Annotated in this window: 15 protein-coding genes and 1 pseudogene; 5 read left to right on the top strand and 11 right to left on the bottom strand. The window is 68.2% G+C overall.

The window, feature by feature from the left end; genetic code table 11:
• Positions 1–41: 41 nt before the first annotated feature.
• From ACWPXK_RS01510 to eccD, 3 genes are all read right to left on the bottom strand, one after another.
• Entirely contained in the window at positions 42–851 is an 810-nt protein-coding gene (locus ACWPXK_RS01510; RefSeq protein ID WP_454194217.1) for a potassium channel family protein, read from the bottom strand.
• Positions 852–1,000: 149 nt separating this feature from the next.
• Positions 1,001–2,410, bottom strand: a complete 1,410-nt coding sequence (mycP, locus tag ACWPXK_RS01505; RefSeq protein ID WP_454194216.1) for a type VII secretion-associated serine protease mycosin — start codon at positions 2,408–2,410, stop codon at positions 1,001–1,003.
• The gene (gene eccD, locus ACWPXK_RS01500) at positions 2,407–3,873 is read right to left on the bottom strand and encodes a type VII secretion integral membrane protein EccD (RefSeq protein WP_454194215.1); all 1,467 of its coding nucleotides are present in this window, start codon (positions 3,871–3,873) and stop codon (positions 2,407–2,409) included. Before eccD ends, mycP begins: the two co-directional genes overlap by 4 nt.
• A gap of 170 nt (positions 3,874–4,043) precedes the next feature.
• On the opposite strand from eccD, the gene eccCa reads away from it, so the two are divergent.
• On the top strand, positions 4,044–8,075 hold the full coding sequence (gene eccCa, locus ACWPXK_RS01495; protein WP_454194214.1) for a type VII secretion protein EccCa: 4,032 nt from the start codon (positions 4,044–4,046) through the stop codon (positions 8,073–8,075).
• Positions 8,075–9,514: a type VII secretion-associated protein gene (locus ACWPXK_RS01490; RefSeq protein WP_454194213.1), complete on the top strand. Its 1,440-nt coding sequence runs from the start codon at positions 8,075–8,077 to the stop codon at positions 9,512–9,514. The genes eccCa and ACWPXK_RS01490 overlap by 1 nt, the downstream gene beginning before the upstream one ends.
• A 95-nt stretch (positions 9,515–9,609) precedes the next feature.
• On the opposite strand, the gene ACWPXK_RS01485 is transcribed toward ACWPXK_RS01490, so the two are convergent.
• The 7 genes and pseudogenes from ACWPXK_RS01485 to ACWPXK_RS01455 form a co-directional block, all read right to left on the bottom strand.
• Positions 9,610–9,912, bottom strand: a complete 303-nt coding sequence (locus ACWPXK_RS01485) for a WXG100 family type VII secretion target (protein ID WP_195128951.1) — start codon at positions 9,910–9,912, stop codon at positions 9,610–9,612.
• A 36-nt stretch (positions 9,913–9,948) separates the two neighbouring features.
• A complete protein-coding gene (locus ACWPXK_RS01480; RefSeq protein WP_040774529.1) occupies positions 9,949–10,266 on the bottom strand; it encodes a WXG100 family type VII secretion target in 318 nt (105 codons plus the stop codon).
• Positions 10,267–10,650: 384 nt separating this feature from the next.
• A pseudogene (locus ACWPXK_RS01475) lies at positions 10,651–10,737 on the bottom strand (DUF7373 family lipoprotein); the annotation flags it as partial.
• Between the two features lie 30 nt (positions 10,738–10,767).
• Positions 10,768–12,303 (bottom strand): serine/threonine-protein kinase, encoded by a 1,536-nt coding sequence (locus ACWPXK_RS01470; RefSeq protein WP_454194212.1) that lies wholly within the window; start codon positions 12,301–12,303, stop codon positions 10,768–10,770.
• Between the two features lie 92 nt (positions 12,304–12,395).
• Entirely contained in the window at positions 12,396–13,625 is a 1,230-nt protein-coding gene (locus ACWPXK_RS01465) for a DUF7373 family lipoprotein (RefSeq protein ID WP_454194211.1), read from the bottom strand.
• The gene (locus ACWPXK_RS01460) at positions 13,622–14,791 is read right to left on the bottom strand and encodes a DUF7373 family lipoprotein (protein WP_454194210.1); all 1,170 of its coding nucleotides are present in this window, start codon (positions 14,789–14,791) and stop codon (positions 13,622–13,624) included. The genes ACWPXK_RS01465 and ACWPXK_RS01460 overlap by 4 nt, the downstream gene beginning before the upstream one ends.
• 145 nt (positions 14,792–14,936) lie before the next feature.
• Positions 14,937–16,142: a DUF7373 family lipoprotein gene (locus ACWPXK_RS01455; protein ID WP_454194209.1), complete on the bottom strand. Its 1,206-nt coding sequence runs from the start codon at positions 16,140–16,142 to the stop codon at positions 14,937–14,939.
• Positions 16,143–16,288: 146 nt separating this feature from the next.
• Here ACWPXK_RS01455 and ACWPXK_RS01450 point away from each other — a divergent pair, with 146 nt between their 5' ends.
• Positions 16,289–17,614: an FHA domain-containing protein gene (locus ACWPXK_RS01450; protein ID WP_454195392.1), complete on the top strand. Its 1,326-nt coding sequence runs from the start codon at positions 16,289–16,291 to the stop codon at positions 17,612–17,614.
• A gap of 25 nt (positions 17,615–17,639) precedes the next feature.
• Here the strand turns inward: ACWPXK_RS01450 and ACWPXK_RS01445 are convergent, their stop codons facing one another.
• Positions 17,640–19,079 (bottom strand): metallopeptidase, encoded by a 1,440-nt coding sequence (locus ACWPXK_RS01445; protein ID WP_454194208.1) that lies wholly within the window; start codon positions 19,077–19,079, stop codon positions 17,640–17,642.
• Between the two features lie 106 nt (positions 19,080–19,185).
• Here ACWPXK_RS01445 and ACWPXK_RS01440 point away from each other — a divergent pair, with 106 nt between their 5' ends.
• Positions 19,186–21,690 carry an FHA domain-containing protein gene (locus ACWPXK_RS01440; RefSeq protein WP_454194207.1) on the top strand — a complete coding sequence of 835 codons (2,505 nt, stop codon included), beginning with the start codon at positions 19,186–19,188 and terminating at the stop codon, positions 21,688–21,690.
• Positions 21,691–21,790: 100 nt separating this feature from the next.
• Positions 21,791–23,572: a hypothetical protein gene (locus ACWPXK_RS01435; RefSeq protein ID WP_454194206.1), complete on the top strand. Its 1,782-nt coding sequence runs from the start codon at positions 21,791–21,793 to the stop codon at positions 23,570–23,572.
• Positions 23,573–23,600: the final 28 nt, after the last annotated feature.

Genomic DNA, 23,600 nt, shown 5'->3' with positions numbered 1-23,600 from the left:
CCGAGATCGGTGATCCGCCAGCGGTACCGAGGGGTTTCGTCCTACGCCGGGTTGTCGGGGGTCGGCGTGGTGAGTGCGGCGACCTCGGCGCGCAGGGCGCGGATCTCCTCCGCCAGTAGGCCGAGCTCGATATCGGCACGCTCGGCGGACCTCTCGACGGACCTCAGCTGGTCCATCACCCAGCTCGTGGTGGTGCCGATGGCGAAGCTGATCAAGCCGATGCCGAAGGTCATCAGGATCAGCGAGACGAAGCGACCCTCGGTCGTCACCGGATAGACGTCCCCGTAGCCGACGGTCGTCACCGACACCATCGCCCACCACAGCGCGTCACCGAAGCTATCGATCTTGCTGTCTTGGACACCGTATTCGGCATCGAAGAATGCCAGGCTACACAGCAGGATCACGAGCACCGAGCTGGTGCCGACGAACACCGCCATGCGGGCGCGGGTCTCTGTTCTCCGGTTCACCGTGTCGACCAGCAGCAGCGCCGCCCGGACCAGTCGCACCGGGCGGAACGGCGGCAGCAGCACGATCAGCAACTCCACCGGATGGGTGCGGACGAAGCGCCAGCGATTCGTGGACAACCACAGCCGGATCGCGAAGTCTGCCGCGAAAACCACCCAGATCGCCACGTCGGCACGCGTGAGCCAGGCATCCAGTTCCTGTGACGCGCCGGTGTCGAGCACGTACCAGGCGTAGATGCCGACGAAGCACACCGCCAGCATGATCATCGGCGCATTCGTCGCGCGTTCCCATGCCTGCCTGCGGGTGATCGTGGGCGGGCCGGCGGACGTTTCCACGTCGGCTTTGCTCTGGGCCATGGGATCGGATTCGGACGTTACGTGGGACATGGCAGCTACCTGTGTCGATCTGATGCGGTATTCAGTTACCGCAGTGCAACACGTGCACGCTACCTGTCGTCGGTGTGCTGTTCGACCGAGCACGGTGCCCGGTCGGGCTCACACCGTTCGGCCCCGGATCGGGAACGGCGACGGAATTCTCACTCGTCCTCGCTGACGCCGAATCGGCGGCGGATCGGGAACGAGGCGAGCATGCCCAGGATGAGCAGTGCCGCCACGCTGCCGCTGCCGATCAACGCCACGTTGCGGGCGCGGTGGTCCGGCGGCGGCGGTGCCATGGGAACCCGCAGTTGCACACTCACAGGCGCCGCCGGTCGCTTGGGTGGAAGTGTTTTCGGCACTTCCGCTGTCAGCGCGGCGATCGGGTCGATCGCGCCATAGCCCACGTACGGGTTCCAGCCTTCGGCCGGGGCGTGCGCGGTGGCCTGGATACGCTTGATGACGTCGAGCGCGCTGAGCTCGGGAAAGCGGGCGCGGACCAACGCGACCACCCCGGAAACATAGGGCGCCGCGAAGCTGGTGCCCTTGAGCGGTGCGAGGTTCTGGCCCTCGTATTTCCCGGTGATGGTGCCGTTTCCGCGCGGATCGAGCGAGACGATGTCCTCGCCGGGCGCCGCCACGCCGACCCATGGTCCCGGCACGGTGAAACTCGACGGTGCGCCGTTCTGGTCGATCGATCCGACCGTCAGGACGTAGTCGTCGTAGCGTGCGGGGGTGACATTGGTGGTCACGTTGTTCCACGGATCGCCGTCCGGCTTCAGCGGGTCGATGCCAGGGTTGCTCGGCTTGCACTTCCCATCGGTATTGCCCGCCGCCACCACGACGACGGCGTCCATTTCCAGTGTTGCGTAACGCACGGCCGCGCCGACCGGGCCGTCACTGAAGCTCTGGCCGCTGGGCACACAGGAGACGAGTGAGATGTTGATGACCGAAGCGCGCCGGTCGGCGGCGCGCCGGATGGCGGAGGCGAGCGCTTCGATCCTGCCATAGCCCTTCGGCGGGTCCTCCGGTCTCTTGTCCTGTTGACCAGGGACTTCGTACAACGCGCTGGTCTGGCGGATCGACAGAATCCGAGCCTCCGGTGCGACGCCGGAGAAACCTTGCCCTGCTGCCGGTTTCGCGGCGATGATGCCCGCGACCACCGTGCCGTGGGCGTCGCAGTCCTCGCTGATCCCGTCGCCACCGTCCGCGACGTAATCGCCTCCCGCTTCCAGATCGGGCAGGCGCGGGTGCGTGGCGACCCCCGTGTCGATCACCGCGATGAGCTGGCCTTCGCCGCGGGAGAACTCCCACGCGTGCGGCAGATTGAGCGATCGCTGGGGAATGGGAACGGCAGGGCCGTCGCCGCCCTGCTGGGTGGAGTAGCACGGCGCGTTGGCGGGGCGCTCGGTTTTGTCCAACGGACGAGCCGGATCACCCGACGGCAGTTGGCCGGGATCGACCGGCGGCGGTCGATCGGCGTAGGCGATGCCTTGGCCCGCGCCCACTCCGAACGACACGCTCAGCGACAGCACCGCCGCGGCCGCGCCGGTGCGAAGTACGCGGTTCACAGCCCGCGGACGAGGGAGTAGAGGTCGGTGACCCAGAACACCAGGGGCAGCACGGCCGCCACGAACGCGTACTCGAGCAGTTCGACGCCGCGGCGCATCGGTGGTGTGGCCGACTGGTTCGGGATGATGATGCCGAGGATCAGCGCCGCGACCAGCGCGACCATCGCCGCGCCGAACACCGCCAGCGGCTGGTCCATCGCGAATCCGGCGCCGACCAGCATGAGCAGCGCGATTGCCGAGCCGCCCGAGATGAGCACGACGGCTTGCTCCGCGCCCGCGTAGGTGCGACTGCGGAACATCAGCACCGCCGCGCAGACCAGCGCGAGCGCGATGCCCTGCCAGTACGGGTCGTCGGCCTTCGGATCGGTGGCCGCCAGCGCCCCGACGGCGGTGACGAGCGTGGTCGCGGCGACCAGGCCCGCGAGGTACATGCGGGCTCGTTCCGACTTCACCCGCAGCACGTCCATGGTCGGCAGCGCGCGGTGATCGTCCGGGTCGTCCTCGGTCGGATCGATCGGCGTGCCCGGCGAAGGGACCGGCGGCAGCGGCAATTTCGCGAGCAGCATGGACACCCGCGGCGCCAGCGAGAGACCGCCGAGCCCGAGTGCCGCCGCGCCCGCCCCGATCGCACGTTCCGGCTGGTCGGTGAGCAGGCCGACCAGTGCCGCGGGCACCGCGTACGCCGCGAGGGTGGCCGCGCCGATGAACAACGCCAGGCCGACGCCGGTAACCCGCCAGGCCAGGATCGCCGTCGCGCCGGTCAAAACCGAGCCGAGCAGAATGTGCGCCCAGCCGTAGTGATCCGGCACGTAGAGCATGCCCGCGGTGAACGCGGCAGGCAGCGCGCAGCCGCCGAGTACCAGCGCGGTGCCCGTGTCGCCGTACATCCGGCTCAGCACCATCGCCGCCACCACGAGCAGGATCGCGACGACCAGCGCGACCGAGCCGCCCACCCCGATCGGCAGCGAGCCGGGGGACAGCAGCAAGCCGAGGCATCCGACGATCATGGTGATCGCGGCCAGCACGGAGCCGGTGATCCGCGCGACTCGCGGGGTCCAGCTGCGGTAGTGGTCGGCGTCGGCGATCGCGACGTTGTACATGATGTCGTCGAACAGCGGCGTCGGCGCGGTGTGCGAGGCGCTCTCCAGCATCAGCAGCTCGCCGTCGCGGACGCCGTGCTCGCCGAGGCTGAGCGAATTGGAGAACGGCGGGTGGCCGATGCGGGCGAGCACCCACTCCGCCGGCTCGAAACGCTCGCCCTCGTTGTCGAACTCGTTGGTGCGGCTGTGCTGGGCGACCATGTCGACGACACTCGGAATCACCAGCGCGACCGGCACATCCACCGGGATGGCCATGTCGACCTGGGTGTGCTTGGCCAGAATCGTCACCCGGGCGAGGTCGGGAGCGCGGACGATACCGCGCGAGGAGTCTTCGTCGATGTGGTCAAGTCGCGCGTGCGTCAAGCTTCCCCCAACTCGGTCTGCTACCTCGTGATTCCGCGACGCCGCGGGCCGGGGGCGAGCTTGCGAACCCACGGTCCGGGCAGCAGAATGCTGGTCGAACTGTACGACATGTCGGCTGTGACCTCTACACTGAGGCCGAATCACAGCGTGCCGAAGGGGGATTCTCGTCGATGAGCACTGTCCGCTTCCAGCGCCGTGCGCGCCGCGAGATGCCTCGATCGCCCGGTGGCGAGGTCACTCTGCAGCCGCCGCCCGAAATCCCCCGGGTCACACCGGGAAACCTGCTGATGAAGTTGATGCCGGTCGTGATGGTGATCGGCATGGTCGGCATGATGGCCCTGCTCTTCACCCAGGGCGGCGGCATCGCGTCGAACCCGATGAGCATGATGTTCCCGATCATGATGCTGTTCTCCATGGTCGGCATGTTCGCAGGCCAGGGCGGCGGCAAGGGACAGAAAGCCGCTGAGGCCAACGAGGATCGCAAGGACTACCTGCGTTATCTCGACCAGGTCCGCAAGGACGTCGACGAAACCGCGCGCCAGCAGCGGGCTTCCGTCGAATGGAGCCATCCCGAACCGGAATTGATCTGGATGCTCGCCGGGACCAGTCGCATGTGGGAACGCCGCGCGGGGGACAAGGACTTCTGCCACGCCCGCATCGGCGTCGGCGGCCAGCGCTTGGCCACCCGGCTGGTCGCACCGGAGACCGGCCCGGTCGAGGAGCTCGAGCCGATCGCGGCCGTCTCGCTGCGTCGCTTCGTGCGGGCCCACTCGACCGTGCCCGACCTGCCGACCGCTATCGCGGTCAAGGGCTTCGCCACCATCGCGCTGGACGGCGATCGCGGCGAGGCACGGGACATGACCCGTGCGATGTTGGTGCAGCTGTGCATGTTCCAGGCGCCGGACCAAGTGCTCGTCGCGGTGGTCTGCGGACCGGACACCGCACGGGAGTGGGAATGGACCAAATGGCTTCCGCACACCCAGCATCCGGACGCGCAGGACGGCATCGGCACGCAGCGCATGGTCTACGGCTCGATCCGCGAGGCCATGGCCGGACTGCAGCCGTTGCTCGGCAACCGGGTTCGCTACTCGCGCAACCAGCCCGCCAACGCGAACATGGTGCACATCGTCATCGTGGTCGACGGTGGCCTGCTCGAGGCCGAGGACGACCAGCTGCGGGAATCCGGCTACGAGGGTGTCACCATCATCGACCTGTGCGGCTACGCGCCGCGCCTGGCGGTGTCCCGCGGCATCAAGATGATCGTGGAGAACGGCGAGTGCGTCGGCCGCGGCGCGACCGGCAACCAGGAGCGCTTCGCGCTGATCGACCGGATCAGCCCGCAGCAGGCCCAGCAGGTGGCGCGCAGGCTCGCGCCCTACCGCGCGGCGACCCAGCGCAGCAGCGACGTGGAATCCGATGGCTCCGAGGTGATCTCGACCTGGGCGCAGCTGATGGGTCTCGGCGATATCGGCACGTTCAACCCCGAGCACGCCTGGCGGCCGCGCTACGGCCGGGAACGCCTGCGTGTTCCGTTCGGTGTCGGCGCCGACGGCCTTCCGGTGGAACTCGATATCAAGGAAGCCGCCGAGAACGGTATGGGCCCGCACGGTCTGTGCATCGGCGCCACCGGTTCCGGTAAGTCGGAGTTCCTGCGCACCCTGGTACTCAGCCTGCTCGCCACGCACTCCCCGGACCAGCTGAACCTGGTACTGGTCGACTTCAAAGGTGGCGCGACCTTTCTCGGCCTCGACGGCGTGCCGCATGTCGCCGCCGTCATCACCAACCTGGAGGAAGAGGCCGATCTCGTCGACCGCATGAAGGACGCCCTGGCCGGTGAGATGAATCGTCGCCAGGAAGTGCTTCGCGCTGCAGGTAACTTCGCCAACGTCTCCGAGTACGAGAAGGCCAGGGCCGCGGGCGCCGACCTGGACCCGTTGCCCGCACTGTTCGTAGTGCTCGACGAGTTCTCCGAGCTGCTCACCCAGCACCCGGATTTCGCCGAGCTGTTCGTCATGATCGGCCGCCTCGGTCGCTCACTGCACGTCCATCTGCTGCTCGCCTCGCAGCGCTTGGAGGAGGGCAAGCTCAAGGGCCTGGAGAGCCACCTGTCCTACCGGATCGGCTTGAAGACGTTCTCCGCCAATGAATCCCGCCAGGTACTCGGCGTCCCGGACGCCTACAACTTGCCGAATAGCCCCGGTGGCGGCTACCTCAAGGCCGATTCCGGTGAGATCCAGCGCTTCCAGGCGTCCTACGTCTCCGGTCCCTACGTCGGCGGCGGGTCGCAGCGCGATATGACCATCGCCACCCAGTCCGGCGAAATCGACGTCCGCGTACGGCCTTTCATCGCGACGCATGTCGAGTTCCGTGCCGCGGACCGCCTTCCACTGCCGCCCGAGCCCAGTCTGGAGCCCGAGCAGGACGAGGACGGCGAGCAGTTGTCCAACCTGAACATGCTGGTCTCCCGGATCCGCGGGCACGGCCGCCCGGCGCACGAGATCTGGCTGCCGCCGCTGGACGAGGCTCCGACGCTCGACCAGCTCATCCCGCGCTCGATCATCACCGGCGAATATTCTCCGGTGGCCACGCTGCGCGCCCCGATCGGCATCGTGGACCGCCCCTACGATCAGCGTCGCGACGCGATGTTCGTCGACCTGTCCGGTTCGCGCGGCAACGTCGCCGTCGTCGGCGGCCCGCAGTCGGGCAAGTCCACCGCACTGCGCACCCTGATCATGGCGATGTCGTTGACCCACACCGCCGAGCAGGTGCAGTTCTACTGCCTCGACTTCGGTGGTGGCACCTTGGCGAGCCTGCAGGGTCTACCGCACGTCGGCTCGGTCGCCAGCCGCTTGGACGAGGATCAGGTCCGGCGCACGATCGCCGAGATGACCACCATCGTCCGGCAGCGCGAAGCCCGCTTCCGTCAGCTCGGCATCGAGTCGATGACGGAGTTCCGCAGGCTGCGCGCGGTGGACCCGTCCAGCAGCCCGGCGGCCGTCGGCGCGCACGAGGACCCGTTCGGCGACGTGTTCCTGGTGATCGACGGCTTCGGCTCGATCCGCCAAGACTTCGAGATGCTCGAGCAGACCATCATGAACCTCGCGGTGCAAGGCCTGTCCTACGGCGTGCACGTGGTCATCGCGCTGAACCGCTGGGCGGAGGCGCGTCCGGCGCTCAAGGACCAGATCGGTACCAGAATCGAACTGCGCCTGGGCGATCCGATGGACTCCGACCTGGGCCGCAAGTTCGCCTCGCTGGTACCGCAGGGCCGGCCGGGTCGCGGTATGACGCCGGAGTGCTTGCACATGCTGACCGGCTTACCGCGCATCGACGGCAGCGCCGACCCGAACAACCTGGGCCAGGCGGTCGGCGACGCGGTCGCCACCATCGCCAGGCTGACACCGGGCCGCCCCGCCCCGCAGGTCCGCATGCTGCCCGAGCAGCTGCCGCGTGAGCAGCTGCTGTACCTGGCGGGCGACTGGCCGTCGCAGGTCGACCCGAACGCCAAATGCCTGCGAATCCCGTTCGGTATCAACGAGTCCGAGTTGGCGCCGGTCTACATCGACTTCGTCGAAAGCCCGCACTTCATCATCATCGGCGACACCGAATCGGGGAAGACGACGCTGCTGCGCTCGCTGATCGAGGGCATCGCCGCGTCCAACACCCCCGACCAGGCCCGCTTCATTCTCGGCGACTACCGGCGCTCCATGCTCGGCCTGGTGCCGGAGGGCTATCTCGCCGGTTACGGCTCGACGGCGCCGCAATTCACCCAGAACATGAATGATCTCGCCGCCTACGTCAACCAGCGCACGCCCGGCCCGGACGTCACGCCGCAGCAGCTGCGCGATCGCTCCTGGTGGAGTGGGCCGGAACTGTACGTCATCATCGACGACTACGACTTGGTCGCCACCTCCGCGGGCAACCCGGTCCAAGCGCTGCTGGAACACCTGCCGCACGCCCGCGACCTCGGTTTCCACGTGATCATCGCCCGCCGCTCGGGTGGTGCCAGCCGGGCGATGTTCGAGGCGACGTTGGCCAGGATGCGCGATCTGGGTTCGGCCGGACTGATTCTGAGCTGCAGCAAGGACGAGGGCGTGCTGATGGGCACCAAGCGTCCGAGCCCGATGCCGGCGGGACGCGGCACCTATGTCACCCGGAATACCGAGGGACTGGTCCAGACGGCGTGGATGCCGTTGTCCTGATGTCCGACGTCGAGCTGGTCATCACGGAAGCGCGCCTCTGGGCGCGTGGCGCTACCACGCACTGGGACCTGCCGCCCTCGATCGTGCTGGGCAGCAACGGTTTCGATCTGGTCGTGGGGCAGCCGCTGACTCCGCCGACCCAAGTCGGCTCGGTGGTCCAGTTCATGCCCGCCGACGCCATCGCCCTGCCACCGCGCACCCCGTCGGTGGTGGATGCGATGGGCGCCGTCTTCGCCGGCGTGCTGGACAACTTGCGCATCGCCACGCCGTGCGAGCGGATCACGCTGATCTGCCCGACCGAGTGGGGCGCCAGCCGCCGGAGTGTGCTCGACCAAGCGGCGCGTGGCTGCACGGAGGATGTCGTGTTCGAGGACATCGCGGTGCGCGCGGTCGCGGCGGACGAGGGCACCAGTCACAGCCAGCGCACGCTGGTGCTGGAGTTCGGCTTGCTGACCACCACCGCCTCCACCGTCATTCGAAGTCATCGCGGGGTCCACATCGAGTCCTGCGAGTACGAGCCTGCCCTCGCGCTCGCGGAGATCACTGCGGATGCACCGGAATTCGCTGTGCTCCGCGCTCTCATCGACCGGCTGCTCGATGGTCGGCCGATCGACCTTGCCCAGGTGGTCGGCGTCGCCGATTCCGCAAAACTCGACCTCCTCGGTGCGGCGATCGAGCAGAGCGTGGGAACCGCCGTCGAGCTACGTCCGGTCGCGGGCGCCGACCTCGTCCGTGGCCGCCACACCGAGCCGAGCCGACAAGAAGTGGCACCGGTCGCGCCCTCGCACGCCGAGTGGATGCAACCCCTCCGGGAGCGTGCCGCGGCCCAACAGCCGGGTTATCGCAGGACGGGCGTCGCGCTCGCGGGGATCGCCGCCCTGGTCGTCGTAGCCCTCGTGGCGGTCGCCGCGGTGATCCTGCTGAACCGCGAGGACGATACTACGGCGGCCGCTCCGAGCACGGGTACAGCGCCGACCAGTGCTGTGGTTCCGCCTACCAGCCAGTCGGCTGTGGAGCCAGAAACTTTCGGCCGCATCACATTTCGGCTTCCATCAGGTTGGCGCGTTGCCTCGGCGCCGGAAAATGGGCGCGCACGCATCGATTTGGCGCCGGAAGATGCTGCCCGGCAACGCATTACGGTGGTGCAGACGCCGCTTGCCGCGGGTTCGGGTTATGAACAGGTCGCCGCGAAGCTGGAAGCGCAGATCGCGCAACGCCCGTCCGGGGTGCTGACCGACCTGAAACGCGATGTCGTGTTCGGCGGCCGTTCCGGCCTGGCTTACTCGGAACGTCCCGGTGACGGATCGACTGTCCGCTGGCATGTCCTGCTGGAGTATGGAATTCAGGTCAGTATCGGTTGCCAGTACGCCGGGGACGGTTGGGGTCAGTTGGAGACCCAGTGCGCGAAATTCGGCGACTCGGTGCGCGTCATTCCGTGATTCGACGCGGGTGGTGCTGCGTTACCACCGACTTGTTCATATGATTCGAGCCCCCGGTACGAGTACCGGGGGCTCGAATCGGCCGAGACGGGATCTCAGAAGAGGCCCGCCAGCGTGGTGTCGGTGGCCTGCAGGTCGGAGTTGCCGCTGCTGACCAGGCGGCCCGCGCTTTCCAGCGTGGTGTTCAGCTGGGTGATGTTGGTGTTCCACTGGGCCTGCAGCGACGCGAAGGCGTCGTTCGCGTCACCCTTCCAGTAGTTCGTCACGAAGTCGGTGACCTGCTTGTGGAAGTCTTCGAGCATGGACATGACGTTGCGTGCCTCGGCCACGATGGCCTGGGCGCCCGCGTCGACCTCGCCGAAGTTAGAGGCAATCCGTCCGGGATCGTTCGCTACCATGGGGAGCTCCTTGTCGTCTGTAGTTCGGCTGTGGAATCAGGGAAGGTCCAGGCTGGAGGCCTGCGCGGCCACCTGCTGGGCGAACTGCTGGTCCTGATCCGCGAACTTCCGTCCAGCGTGGGCGAGCTTGTCCGAGGTCTGATCCAGCTGGTCGCTCAGCTTCCGAGCCTGAGCGAAGTAGCTGTCCATGAACGTGTCGAACGCCTGACGCGCCGCACCGCTCCAGGTGGCGGTGGTCTGGTCCGACTTGTTGTTCAGTGCGGTGATCGCGGTCTGCAGATCCTGATGCCGCTGCCGGCAGTTGTCCACAAACTTCGTGATCGCCTCTTCGCTCGCTTCGAGCTGTCCTGCCATTTCGGCTCCTTTCGGTTCCCGTCTCGGCCAACGGCGGAAGCCTCAGTTGGCCTGTACATCTGGTTGGACGCGGTGTGGGTCTGATCGGTTCCATCCGACTCGGAAAAAGTTCGGCATCGCCCCACCAGATCAGTGCCCTGCGTCGTCGCCCGGCTCGTCCGTGGTTTCGGTGGCCACCTGCGGGCCCGCTCGGAAGACCACGGCGCGGACCGGGTCTGCATGACTTGTAACGCCAGCGCTCGGCTCCCCTCCTTCCCCCTGCTCGCTGCTGTAATGATCGGCGAGTGGGCTGGCTGGGTACACCTTACCGAACCCCTATGTCCGCCGCTACCAGCAGATTGCGGTTCGGCCGCGGCGAAAGCCGTTAGACCGGAAGAGAAAAGGCTATTGCGCGTTTGCCGGCAGTGCGTATTGCGCCGCCGCACGCTGCTGAGCATCTTGTAGGTGAGTGCCCCGGACATAGCCGACGTACTGCCGGTGCCGGGCTGTAGTGGCGGCCGGTTACTTCACTCGGTTGCGCAGTACCGGAACCAGCCGGTCGAGCAACGTTTGCTCGGAGGACTGATTCCAATTCCGGACAGCGGCGACGGCAGCGGGATCGTCCAGCGGAATCACCGTGGCGCGGGTACCGGCGACCTGATACGGAAGACCGAGCAGACCACCTCCGCCCGCTTTTTCGTCGCTGCGCACGGCCAGCACGTAGCCGTCCGGCGCGACCTCCAGCTTCGCGGTGCCCGTCAGTTCCCGAGGCGACGCTTCGTCGCCCTGCCCGGCGTAGTTCAAGTTGTAGACGAACCCGAGATCTTCCAGGAACTTGGTCTGCGGGGTACCGCCGAGGAAGATCGAGACCTGCGTGCCGCGCGGTACGTCCACCATCGTGATGGTCTTGCCCCGGAACACGGGGTTGTCCGCGCGCGCCTGTTCCAGTGGCGACAGCGAGCTCGGTGCGGTCGTGCTGCTCGTCGCGGCGACGGCAGGGGCGGACTCGTCCCGGTTCAGCGCCCAGATGCCGATTCCCGCGGCGAGGGCGACGATGACGACGCCGATGCCCGCCATGAGCAGGGGCTTGCGGCGCGGCGATGGCGAGGCCGCCGCGGTGCCGGCACGCGAGGCGGCGACGCGTGACTCGGTCGCGGGCCGGGAGTCGAAAACTTGAATCGGGTAGGTCGGGGAGGTATTGGTGGCGGTCGGGTTGTAGCCGGGGGTCAGGGCGCTCGCGGCCGCGTCGGTGAATTCGCGGCAGCTGTTGAAGCGTTCGGCCGGGTTCTTCGCCATGGCGCGCGCGAAGACGTGGTCGATGGCCGGGGGCAGACCAGGGTTGACCGCGGTGGCCGCCGGCGGTGGCTCGTGCAAGTGACCCATCATCACCAGCGCAGGTTGCGTTCCCGGGTAGGGGTTCCGGCCGGTGAGCAGTTTGAAGAACGAGCACGCGAGGCTGTAGACGTCGGCGCGGTGGTCGAGCGGGCTGCCGGTGAGCTGCTCGGGCGGAGCGTAGGCGATGGTGGCGACGAAACTGCCGGTCTGGGTGAGTTCGGTGGTGTCGTCGTTGGATTTGGCGACCCCGAAATCGGTGAGCAGGACGCGTTCTTCTTCGCCGTCCGCGGGGGAGGAGAGCAGGAAATTGGCCGGTTTGACGTCGCGGTGCAGCAAGCCTTTGCGGTGCGCGTAATCGAGGCCCTTGCCGACCTCGGTCGTGATACGCAGTGCGCGAAGCGGATTCATCGCGTGCGGGTCGCGGGCGAGTTCGGCGGCGGCGTCGGTGCCGTCCACGTACTGCATGGCGATCCACAACTGGCCGTGTTCTTCACCGCGGTTGTACACCGAGACGATATTCGGGTGGTCGAGTCCGGCGGCGAGATTGGCCTCTCGCTCGAACCGGGTACGAAACTCGTAGTCGCGGCTGAGTTCACCGCCGAGCACCTTCAGCGCGTCGGTCCTCGGCAGGCTGGGATGTTTGGCCAGATACACGGTGCCCATACCGCCCGCGCCGAGCACGCGCAGGATGCGGTACCCGCCGACGATGGTCCCGGGGCTCATCGCCATCTTTCACGATCTCCTGACTCGACGCGGGCCACTGCGTTCGCCACGCAGCAGCATAGTGGACTCGGGTCGTGCCGAAAGTGCGCGCATTATCGGCTGTTCGCGAAAATGGAATACTGTGCGGCCGCGCGTTGCTGGGCGTCGAGCAGCTGATTTCCGGCGACGAAGCCGACGTATTCTTTGTACGCGACAACGCAGGTGAAGCGTTTGTCGTCGAATAGTCCGGACTTGTTCTCCACGCATGCCGAATCGGGCAGATGTGGAGGTGGCTCGGCCGCACCGGTCGCAAACGTCGGCGTGATGCGTTCCGCGGCGACTCGGCGCGCGGCCTCCGGGCCCGATGTGCGAATCACCAGTGTGCCATTGGACATTGCGAATTTCTCGGCGCCCATCGCGGTGAAACGTTCTTTCGCGAAGTTCCGGTCTTCGGCGTAATGCATCATCCCGCGCAGACCGAGCAGGGCTTGCGTCGCGTCGAAACTCGGCGTCTGAACCTTGTTCGGGTTCAGTGTGCGGCTCAGCAGATGGTCCGGATCCCAGGGCAGCCGCAGCATTTGTTCCTCGGTCAGCGGCGGCAACTGGTCGAGCATCGGGAGCTGGGTGTCGTACGCCTTCTCCGCCAGCGCGATCAGGGCGTCCCGTTCGGGAGCGTTGACCGACACAAGGAAGGCCACCACGTAAGGCCCGTGCGCGAGAACCGCGCGCAGGAAAGGCGAGCCGGGACGCCAATGCGCGCGTGCTTGTGGGTACTTGGGCAGCGCGACCGGCTCGTTCCGGTCGCGGTACGCGCCGAAATCGGCGTCATGGAACTCGGCCGTGGCTTGCCGGGCGCGATCCGGGTCCGGGAATTGCATGACGACCGTGCTGACCGTCGTCGAGTTGGCCCGCGGCTTGGTCGGCCATCCCGAGGCGAACATGCTGATGTTCTGATCGGAGCCGTTGGTGTGGAACCCGAACATCATTCGGTTCCGTTGGGCGATCGGCTTCATATCCTCCGGGCGACCGAGTTCGTCGGGCATGACCCCGCTGCTGATGCTCGATGACGACCAGCCGTATTTGAGCCGCGGATCGACGTCGTAGGCGGAGGCGACGTGATCGGCCAGCCGCATCGCGGCCACCTTGTGCATGTGAATGAACTGGGGCAGATAGTCGTCGTCGTGCGCGTTCGGGGGCTCGGTGGGGTAGTTGCCGGTGTCCAGCTCGCGAATGTCGATTTCACCGGGCCGCGCGGTGCCCGGCAGCGTCGAACCGCAGGCGGCGAGGATCGCGGCGGAGACAACGCAGACGAGTACCGCCGGGACGGTGCGGATGGATCTCATGCGGCATTCACCAACAACGCGTACTGGGCGGAGATTCGTTGCTGCGCGTCGAGCAGCTGATGCGACCACGCGAAGGCCACGTAGCGGTCGTAGGACACCGAGCAGTAGAACCGGACGGCGATGGTCTTGCCGCCGATGTACTCCTTGCACTGGGCGGCGGGCAGGCCTTTCGGTGATTCGGACCCGCGGAACTTCTTGCTGAGGCCGCCACGCTCCTCCCGAAATCGGTCGGCCGCGGCCGCGTCACGCGCGCGGAACAGATCGGTGCCGTCGGTCGCGAACCGATCCACTCCCGCCGCTTCGATCTCCCTGCGGTCCTCAGCCGAGTCGGTGGTGAAGTGCAAGGCGCCCTGGCCGGTGTACGCGCCCGGCGGGTCGATCCAGGAGTCTTCCCGTGGCCGTGGCAGCGCCCGATTGAGCATGCCGTCCATGTCGATCGGCAACGTCATCAGCTGGTCGACCGGCGTGGGGGTGAACCGGCCGATCGACGTGACCACGGTGTCGAGGCTCTTCTCGACCAACGTGAGCAGTTCGGAAAGGTCGACCTTCTCCAGGTAGATCTTCAGGTAGTCGTAGACCCAGGTGTAGACGACGAACTTCCCGGTGGCGAACCAGGATCCGATCGACTGCTCCTGCGGCTGCCAATGCGCGTGCGCGGCTGGGTACTTCGGGATCTGCACCGGTGTGTTCCGCTCGTTGGCCTCGAAGTCGACGCGCTCCAGCGCGGCCGCCGCCGCGGCCGCCTTCTGTTCGTCGGGGAAGATCAGGACGGCGTTCACCAGGTCCGTGCCGCGGTTGTCCGGCGCGCTGCCCGCGCTGCTGAGGAATCCCGCGACGAAATCCGGTGCGGCCTCGGCGAACCGGGAGACGTCCATGATCCGCCCGAGCGCGTTCTTGGGCTCGATGAAGATCTTCGAGATGGACGGGTTCCCGTGGACGAACGCAGGGTCGATGTCCGACGGCGCGGGAACGAAGTTCGCCAGCCGCTCCGCCTCGACCATCCGCGCCTGCTCGGGGTTCTTCACCGTCCCCAGCTCGCGCGGCTCGGTCGCATAGTTGCCCACGTCCAGCTGGGCCAGGTCGACCGGACGCGCCGACTGCTCGGTACCGGTCTCCGAGCCGCCGCACGCGCCGGTACCCGCGGCCACGACAGCGGCCGTGATCACGGCACAGGCGGCTCGGGCCGGTCTCGATATCGCGCCGGGCTGCACTTACTTCCCTCCCCTAACTGCGGTGGTTGCGGCGGAATGCTACTTCACCCCGCCTTGCGATCCGCCGATCGCCAGGGCGCCGACCGTTACCGCCGCGTGCTCAGAAACTGTTCGCCAGCAGCGCGTACTCCGCGGCGACCTTCTGCCGCACGTCCGGTTCCTTATCACTGGTGACGACCCCGACGTAACGCTTGTAGGCCACGTAACAGCGGTACTTGTACTCCCGTTCCGGGTCGCCCTTGCTGTTGAGCTGCAGACACTTGGCGCCGGGAACGTCCTTGGGAGCGCCGAGGGCGTCGTAGTGCCCGCCTTCGGTTTCCAGCAGGCCGGTGACCAGCTTCTGCGCGGCGGCCGCGTCGCGAGTACGGGCGACATAACTGTCGTCGGCGACGGCGGTGCGGTCCACGCCCGCGTCCACGATCAGGCGCAAGTGCGCGGCCTCGTCGTCGGCGCGGTGGACGGTGTGGTAGCCGCCGTACACGCCGAAGGTCGCCGGGTCGGGGGTGCGGTTGGCACGGTCGGCGACCGCGACGCGAGCGAGCAGGCGGTCGGGGTCGACCTTCAGGGCGTCGAGTTGGGCGGCTGGGGTCGCCGTGAACTCGTCCAGCTGCGGGACCTGGGCGGCGAGGGTCTTGTCGACCCACTTCACCAGGTCGTCGCCGTCGGCCGTCGGCCGCTGGATGAACAAGGAGATGACGAATTCCTTGTGGGCCATGAAGGTGCCGACGGTGGGAATGCCCGGCCGCCAATGGATGTGGGCGTCGGGAAACTTGCTGGACGGCAGCTTGCGGTTTTCCGGTGACACGGCGATGTCGACGTCCTCGAGCTCGCGGGCGGCGAGCTTCGCGGCGGCCTCGTCGGGGAAGCGGAACACGGCGTTGGTGATCGCCGTGGCGTCGGGGGCCGGATTGGACTGCCCCGCCGGATCGGGACGGTCGGCGCCGCTGACGGCGTACCCGACGACCAGCTTGCGGTTGTCGAAGACCGGTTTGGACACCTTGGCCACGAAGTCGAGCGCCTGCTCGCCGTCCGCGACGACGGTGCTGCCGCGCCCGACCTTCAGGGACGGATCGATGCGCACGGTGGGGACCACCGCGTCGGACATTCGCATGCCCTCCAGCAGCGCGCCCTTACCCCCGGAGTCCTGGTCGTACTCGTGCCGGTCGACGGGATAGGTGCCGACTTCCAGCATCCGCACGTCGATCTCCCCCGCGGTGGGGGTCCCCTGCACGCCCGCGCAGCCGGTCAGCAATCCTGCCAATGCGAGACATGACGCGGTGAGCGCGATGCGTTGCGTCCGAACCATCTCAGGGCCCCTCGTTCCTCCCGTTGCTGACACTGAAGTTACCGGACGGACGCCGGGGAGGGGGACCGATGGTGTCCGTATTGCCATACCCTTGTGGGTGTGGCGACGACCCTGCACTACATCCCCGGTGGAGGCCGATTCCGGTGATGGATCGGCAGGTCGAGGTCGTCGTGGGCAGCCATGCCGTGGCCAGGGTCGCCGGTGCGGTCATCGTCGTCGCGCACCGTGGGACGGGCAGGCCGGCGCACGATTCGCCCGCCGTCGTCGCACTCGAATCACTGGCCGAACTGGTGCGCGAGGCCACCGATCGGGAGCCGGACGGGCCGGGCGCCATGGTGGCGCGGCAGGCGACGCGCTGGCTCATGAAACATGCCGAGCAGATCAGCCCCGGCGAACCGATCGACTTCGGCATCCTGTCCACCGCCGAGAACGGCGGTGTGGCGATCTTCCTGCACGGCGCGATCACCGCCGTGCTGGCCGATGACGGTTCGGTCGAGCAGTATCGCGGCAGCGACGCGGCGTTCACCGTGGACCGGGTCGCGAGCGTTCCCGCGCGGGCGGTGGCCTTGTTCGTCGACGACGCGAAGGGCCGCATCCCGGATCTGCCGCCGGAGCGGGGCATCGGCTGGCTGGTCGAGGGTGTCGCGCAGGCGGGCGGCGCGATCGTGTGGTCCGACGGAGCCCGCGTCCGGGTCCCGGCGAATGGCCGGGCATCTCGTCCCGAGAGCATGCATCGCCGCCCCGAAGTGCCACCACTGCCGACCGCGCGCATCGAACACGAGCCGCCCGCCGAGGCCGAACGGCAGCAGCCCGAACCACAGCTCGCGGTCGACCGCTCGGCGCCGTCCACCGCGATGCACCTCGGCGAGTCCGACCAGGCACCGATCGACCCGCACCACGCGCCGACGCAGTTGGGCGGCACCAATCCCGCGCCACGTCCGGACCCGGAATTGCAGCGTCGTCTGGAGGCGACCGCGCGGACCACGGCGCTCACCGTCAAGGTGATGGGATTCAAATGCGCGCGTGCGCATCCCACCGATCCGCGCGCCGCGTTCTGCACCGTGTGCGGGATGCCGGTGGACCAGACGCAGCCGCTGATCGAGGTGGTGCGCCCGCCGCTGGGCATGCTGATCCTCGACGACGGCATGACCTACATGCTGGCCGCGGACGCGGTGCTCGGCCGCGACCCGGAACATTCCGAGGCGGCCGATCGCGGCCTCGTGCCGCTGCGCGTCGAGGACGCCTCCGGCGGCATGTCGCGCGCGCACGCCGAGATCCGCCTGGTGAATTGGGATGTCACCGTGGTGGATCGGGGCTCGACCAACGGCACCCGCACCCGCCTGCCCGGCTACCGAGACTGGATGCGCCTGGCGCCCAACCAGTCCGTGGTGCTCGTCCCCGGCGCCGAGATCATGCTCGGCAACCGCGTACTGCGCTTCGAACTCGCCGCGCCGCCACCTTTCGGCCGCTGAACCCGCGCTATGCGTTCGCGCGAATTCACGAATAGCGCGCCATACAAGTGCTCTCGCCGTTCAGCACTCCCGCGCGGAAGGCATCGACACGGGAGAAGCCACTGGGCACGGTCTTGCCGTCGGCATCGCTCGCGGCAAGGCCGTCGGTGAGTAGACCCGAGACCGCCTCGTCGAGATCACCTGCCGCGAGCTTGATATCGCCCTGGCTGACAGGTCGCCCGGATTCGGCGAGCTTGCCGGTGACCACTCCGGACAGGCAGGCCGCACGAAGCGCGGTTTTGGCGCCGACCAGACTCTGGCCGCGGCTCTGCTGGACGGCCAGGGTGTATCGCGAGATGAACACGACGTAGCCGTTGTAGTCACCGGTCACCTTGAGGGGCAGCGGGTCGTCCGCGTCGGACTCGGACATACCCCGATCGGCGAGGCCGGATATGTTCGTGGCGATCGTGTTCTTGGCCGGGCAATACGAGACAGGTTCCGTGACAACGCCGTCGCGGCATTCGATCGTTGCCCTGGAGTAGTCATAAGTCGGCTCGTCGTCGACCGGCAGAATGGCTCTGAGCGCCTTGGTGAGCTCGACCAGCGATTCCTTGGTGATCTCGTACTCGCCGGGCTGTCCCTCGAAGCTGGTCGGCAGATCGCCGCGGCGCTGGTCGATCTCGTCCTTGTCGATGCCCTTGCATCCCTTCGGCCCGTCGGTGAACCCGATCTGTACCGCGGTCACCCGCTCGAAGGCGGAGCCGTGCACGCTCTCCGGGTCGTCGGGGTCGGAGTCGCGGATGGCCACGGTGGCGGCGAGCACCGAGTTGAGGCCGTCGGAGGTGTTGATGGTGAAGTGTTTCGCCTTGCCTTCGGCGACGTGGCGCATGAACGCGCCCGCGAAGCAATCGGCCTGCTGCTCCTTGACGATCACCGGGTCCTTCGGTCCGACGATCTTGGCCATGGTCTGCACCGCGTGCCCGTACTCGTGTGCGAGCACCATCACCACGGCCATCTTCCCGAACGCCTCCTCCATGGTGGGAAGCAGGACGGAGCGATCCCAGCCGATGGAATTGTCCAATCGGCAGTAGGCGGCGTTCACCAGACGGTAGGTGCTCTCCTTGCAGAACTCGAACGCCTCGGAGCGGCCGGACTTCGCGCTCCAGGAAACCAGCTTCTCGACCGGCTTGAACTCGCCTTGGAATTCCTTGCCGAACGCATCGCGCCAGTAGGTCTGGATGTCGTCGACGGCGTTGAGCGCCAGCGTATCCACCGGGCCGCGGTCGCCGTTGGTCGCGGAGAGTGTGCTGTCCGGTACACCGGCGCGCGGTCCGCTCGGCCCGCTCGTGGTGGGCAGTCCGGCGACCTTGAACGGATCGTCGTAGATGGAGACGGCGTGGCCGTCCACGAACCGCGTACAGCCCCCGACCAGGACCAGAACGCTGAGCAGCGCCGTAACGAGGGCGGTCGTTCTGGCTGTCGGCATGGCTCCCCCTAGTCGGCCGGTATCGCGTTCACATCGGTCGCCGGATCGGGGCAAAGGCGCGTCGGGGGCACCGCCGATGTCCGGGTGATGGAATAGTATCCGCTGCATGTCTTCACCGGGGGCGCAGACCATCACCGTGCGCCATGATGGAAACGAACGAGTATTCGATTCGAGCCAACAGGTCACCATGGGCCGCGCGCCGGAAGTGACGCTGTTCGTCGACAGCCCGCTCGTCTCCCGCGTGCACGCGACGCTCGCCTGGCAGGGCAGTGCCTGGGTGTTGACCGACAACAGGAGCACCAACGGCGTATTCGTCGACGCACGCAGGGTGACCCAACCGGTGTCGATCGATCGGCCGACCCAAGTGCGGCTCGGTGACGCGATCAGCGGTCCGCTGCTACACCTGCTGCCCGCGAACCCGCAACCACCGCAACGGCCTTCGATGCGACCGCCGCAACCGGCGCCGCAGCCACAGCTACAGCCGCAGCCGGGCCCGCCGCCGCACGCGGTCCGGCCGCACGCGCAACAGTTCCAGCGTCCGCACTATCCGCCGCCGCAGGACGTGCCGGCGCCCGCGCTGAACGTCAACATGACGACCAGGGCCGACACCTCGAACATGCCGCCGGTCCGGGCCAGGGCGTCCACAGCGCCCATCGCGCGCGCGGACCGGATTCCCCCGACCGGCCTGGCCATCGGCCGCACCACCGACAACCAGATCGTCGTCAACGATCCGCTGGCCTCCCGCAAGCACGCCCGCCTCGTCGCGTCCGCCGAGGGACTGACCATCGAGGACCTCGGTTCGGCGAACGGCACCTTCGTCAACGGGCACCGGCAGCAGCGGGTGGTGCTGCGCGAACGGGACATCATCACCATTGGCAACGTCGACTTCGTCGTCCAGCAGGGCGCGCTGGTGCACCGGCAGAAGCCGGTCGCCGAGCAGGGGCTCGCGGTGCACGGTGTCGGATTCACCGTCGAGGGCAACAAGCAACTGCTCGTCGACGTGAACATGTCGGCCAGCCGCGGGACGCTGACCGCGCTGATCGGGCCCTCCGGCGCGGGCAAATCGACGCTGTCGCGGCTGATCGCGGGCACTACCCGGCCCTCCGGCGGCGTGGTCACCTTCGAGGGCCGCAACCTGCATGCCGAGTACGAGGCGCTGCGCTCCCGCATCGGCATGGTGCCGCAGGACGACGTGCTGCACCGCCAGCTCACCGTGCGCCAAGCGCTCGGTTTCGCGGCCGAGCTGCGGCTACCCCCCGACAACAGCAAGGAAGACCGGCAGAAGGTGATCGACGCGGTGCTGCAAGAGCTTTCGCTCACCGAGCACGCCGATACCAGGGTCGACCGGCTCTCCGGCGGCCAGCGCAAGCGCGCCTCGGTGGCGCTGGAGCTGCTGACCGGCCCGTCGCTGCTCATCCTGGACGAGCCCACCTCGGGCCTGGACCCGGCGCTGGACCGGCAGGTCATGGTGATGCTGCGCGAGCTCGCCGACGCGGGCCGCGTGGTGATCGTGGTGACCCACTCGGTGGCGCACCTGGACATGTGCGATCAGGTGCTGCTGCTCGCGCCCGGCGGCAAGACCGCCTACTGCGGCAACCCGGCCGGTGTCGGCGCGGCACTCGGCACCAGCGACTGGGCGGAGATCTTCGCCAACGTCGCGGCCAACCCGGACCAGGCGTTCGCGGCCTACCGCTCCCGGCAGGCGTTCGCGCCGCCGCCTCCGCCCCCGGCACAGCCGTACGGACCCGCGGGCAGTCCGCCGCAGTCCAGCCGCGGCAAACAGTTCTCGACCCTGGCGCGCAGGCAGATCCGGCTGATCCTGGCCGACCGCGGCTACCTGACGTTCCTGGTGATCCTGCCGTTCATCCTCGGCGGGCTGTCACTGGTGGTGCCCGGCAAGAACGGTTTCCAGCGCGGCGCCTTGAAGGCGCTACCCGACGGCACGTTCGTGCCCGAAGGCGGCGGCGAGACCCAGCAGCTGCTGGTGGTGCTGATTCTCGGCGCCTGCTTCATGGGTTCCACGCTGACGGTGCGCGACCTGGTCGGCGAGCGGACCATCTTCCAGCGGGAACGCGCGGTCGGACTGCTGCCTTCGGCGTACCTGATGGCGAAGATCGCCGTGTTCAGCTTCACCGCGCTGCTGCAGTCGGCGGTGCTGGTCGGCATCGTGCTGGCGGGCAAGAAGCGGCCCGGCGAGGGCGCGGTGCTGGCGTCGGGCAGCGCGGAGCTGTACATCGACATCGCACTGACCGCGGTCTGCTGCGTGGTCGTCGGCCTGCTGCTCTCGTCGCTGGCGAGGTCGAACGAGCAGGTGATGCCGCTGCTGGTGGTGGCCGTCATGTGCCAGTTCGTGATGGCGGGCGGTCTGATCCCGGTCACCGGCCGGGTGGTGCTCGAGCAGGTGTCCTGGTTGTTCCCGGCGCGCTGGGGTTATGCCGCAGGCGCGTCGACGGTGAACATCCGCGAGTTGTTCCTCAACGCGCAGCCCGACACGCTCTGGCAGCACAAGCCGGAGATCTGGGCGCTGGACATCGGCGTCCTGCTGTTGATCACCCTGGTGCTCGCGATCATCACGTGGCGCCGGCTTCGATTGAAGAAGTCGTCGGCGTGAGGCGTTCCACACGGCTCGCGGACGCCCCCGCGCACGAAAACGGCGACGACCGGGGCCGGGCCACAACGGCGAGCATCTCGGCCACGAACCGGGCAGACTAATGCCTGTGACGGTGCGAGTAGGGGCAGTTCATCTCGGGTGGGATGTGGTGTCCGTGGCGGCGGGCGGCGGTGGCATTCCGATCCGGCCGGTGCAGGTGGAGGGTGTGTGGACGCCGCCGGCGTATCTGCTTGCGGATTCGTCGGGCCGGCTGCATACGGCCGGTGTGGAACGCAACCGGCCCGATCTCGGGATGGCGATCGCCGACGTGCGCGACATCCTGGGGCATCCACAGATCGTGGTGGCGGGCGCGACGTGGCCCGCCGAGCTGGTGTTCCGCGCGCGGATGTACAACCCGCTCGCGGAGATCGGCAAACACTTGCGCGGCAAACCGGACCTGGTGGCGCTGCCCTTCCCGGACGGCTGGCCGGACGAGAAGGTCGAGATATACGCCGCGATGGTGGAACAGCTCGACGTCGTCGTCGAGCCGCTGCCGGAGAGCGTCGCGCTGTCGGGTTACGTCCGCGCGCTCGGACTGGTGCACCCGCCGGACCGGGCCAGGCCGCACGGCATCGGTGCGACGGGCGTGTACTCCGACGGCCGCACCATGCTGGTGGTCGCGGTGCACGGCGACGACGAGCAGCCCACCGAGTCGGTCGAGGTTCCGGTCGACGCGGAGGCCATGCGGGATGCCCGGTCGGCGGACAACGTCGTGATCGAGGTGATGGCCGCCGCCCGCTCGATCGGCGCGGACACCTCGACGGTCCTGCTATCGGGCAACGTGCGCTTCAACGACGCGCTGCGCCTGGCCTTCCAGAACCATCTCGGGCACCGCTTGCACGTGGCCGACCATCCCATGCACGCGCTCGTGCTCGGCGCCGTGCATCTGCTGGTGAGTGATACCGAGGCGGCCGAACCGGAGCCGGGCGGGCCGGTCGCCGAACCCGCGCCCGTCCCGCAGCTTCCGGTGGACGCTCGGCAGCAGGCCGAATACGCGCAGCGGCAGGCAGAGGCGGCGCAGCGTTCCGGCGAGCACGCCATGCCACGGCCGGAGACTCCGCAGCAATCGGACCCTGGACAGCGCCGTTCGGAGCAGGCGCCGTCCCAACCGGTGCCCGGCGTCCAATACGGTCCGGGGTACCCCACCCAGCCCGACGAGGCGCCGCGCGGTCTCCCGCCGAACCTCGCCGAGCTCGGCAGCCGGTTCACCCGGCCACCGAGCGCGCCGGACGATCAGCGCGGCAGCGCGCCCGGACGTCCGCAGGGCGAGTTCGCCGGTCCGCCATCGGGGCCGCCGCCCGGTGGCCCGGTGCCACCGCTCGGGCCGCGGCCGCCGTATCAGGGAGCCCCCGAACAGCAGGGCGCGCCGCAGCAGCATCAGCCGTACCACGGCGCGCAGCAGCAACCGGGCCAGGGTGCGTGGCGGGAATCCGGCGCGGAGTCCGATGACGCCGAGGATCGGCCACGCAAGGGCAAGATCTGGAACAAGATGAAGGGCAATCTGTTCGGTGCCAACACCGTTGCCGGTGCGGTGGCGCTGGCCGTGGTCGCGCTTCCGACCGGTACCGATCAGGCCGAGCTGACCGCGCGCTCGGCAGGTTTCGAGGCGGGCTCGGTGACCATGGACGAGGTGGCGGCGCCGGGCGAGGCGCAGCCGATCGCGTGCCCGCTGACGCCCTACGCCATCAAACGGCCGAAGCCGGGAATCGCCACCGCCAAGGGCGACCAGTCCGAAGACCAGGGCGGCGACCCCGACTGCGGGCGGTCCGGCATCGATACCCTCCGCTACCTGGTCCCGGGGCCGCCCGGTGCCATCGACCTCGGGCCGCCGATCGAGATCTGACGCGATTTCTTTCCGGCGATGCCCCGCT

The organism is Nocardia sp. Marseille-Q1738 (assembly GCF_965283145.1).
Note: the sequence above shows the minus strand (reverse complement) of the source record. Positions and strands in the feature narration are given on the sequence as shown.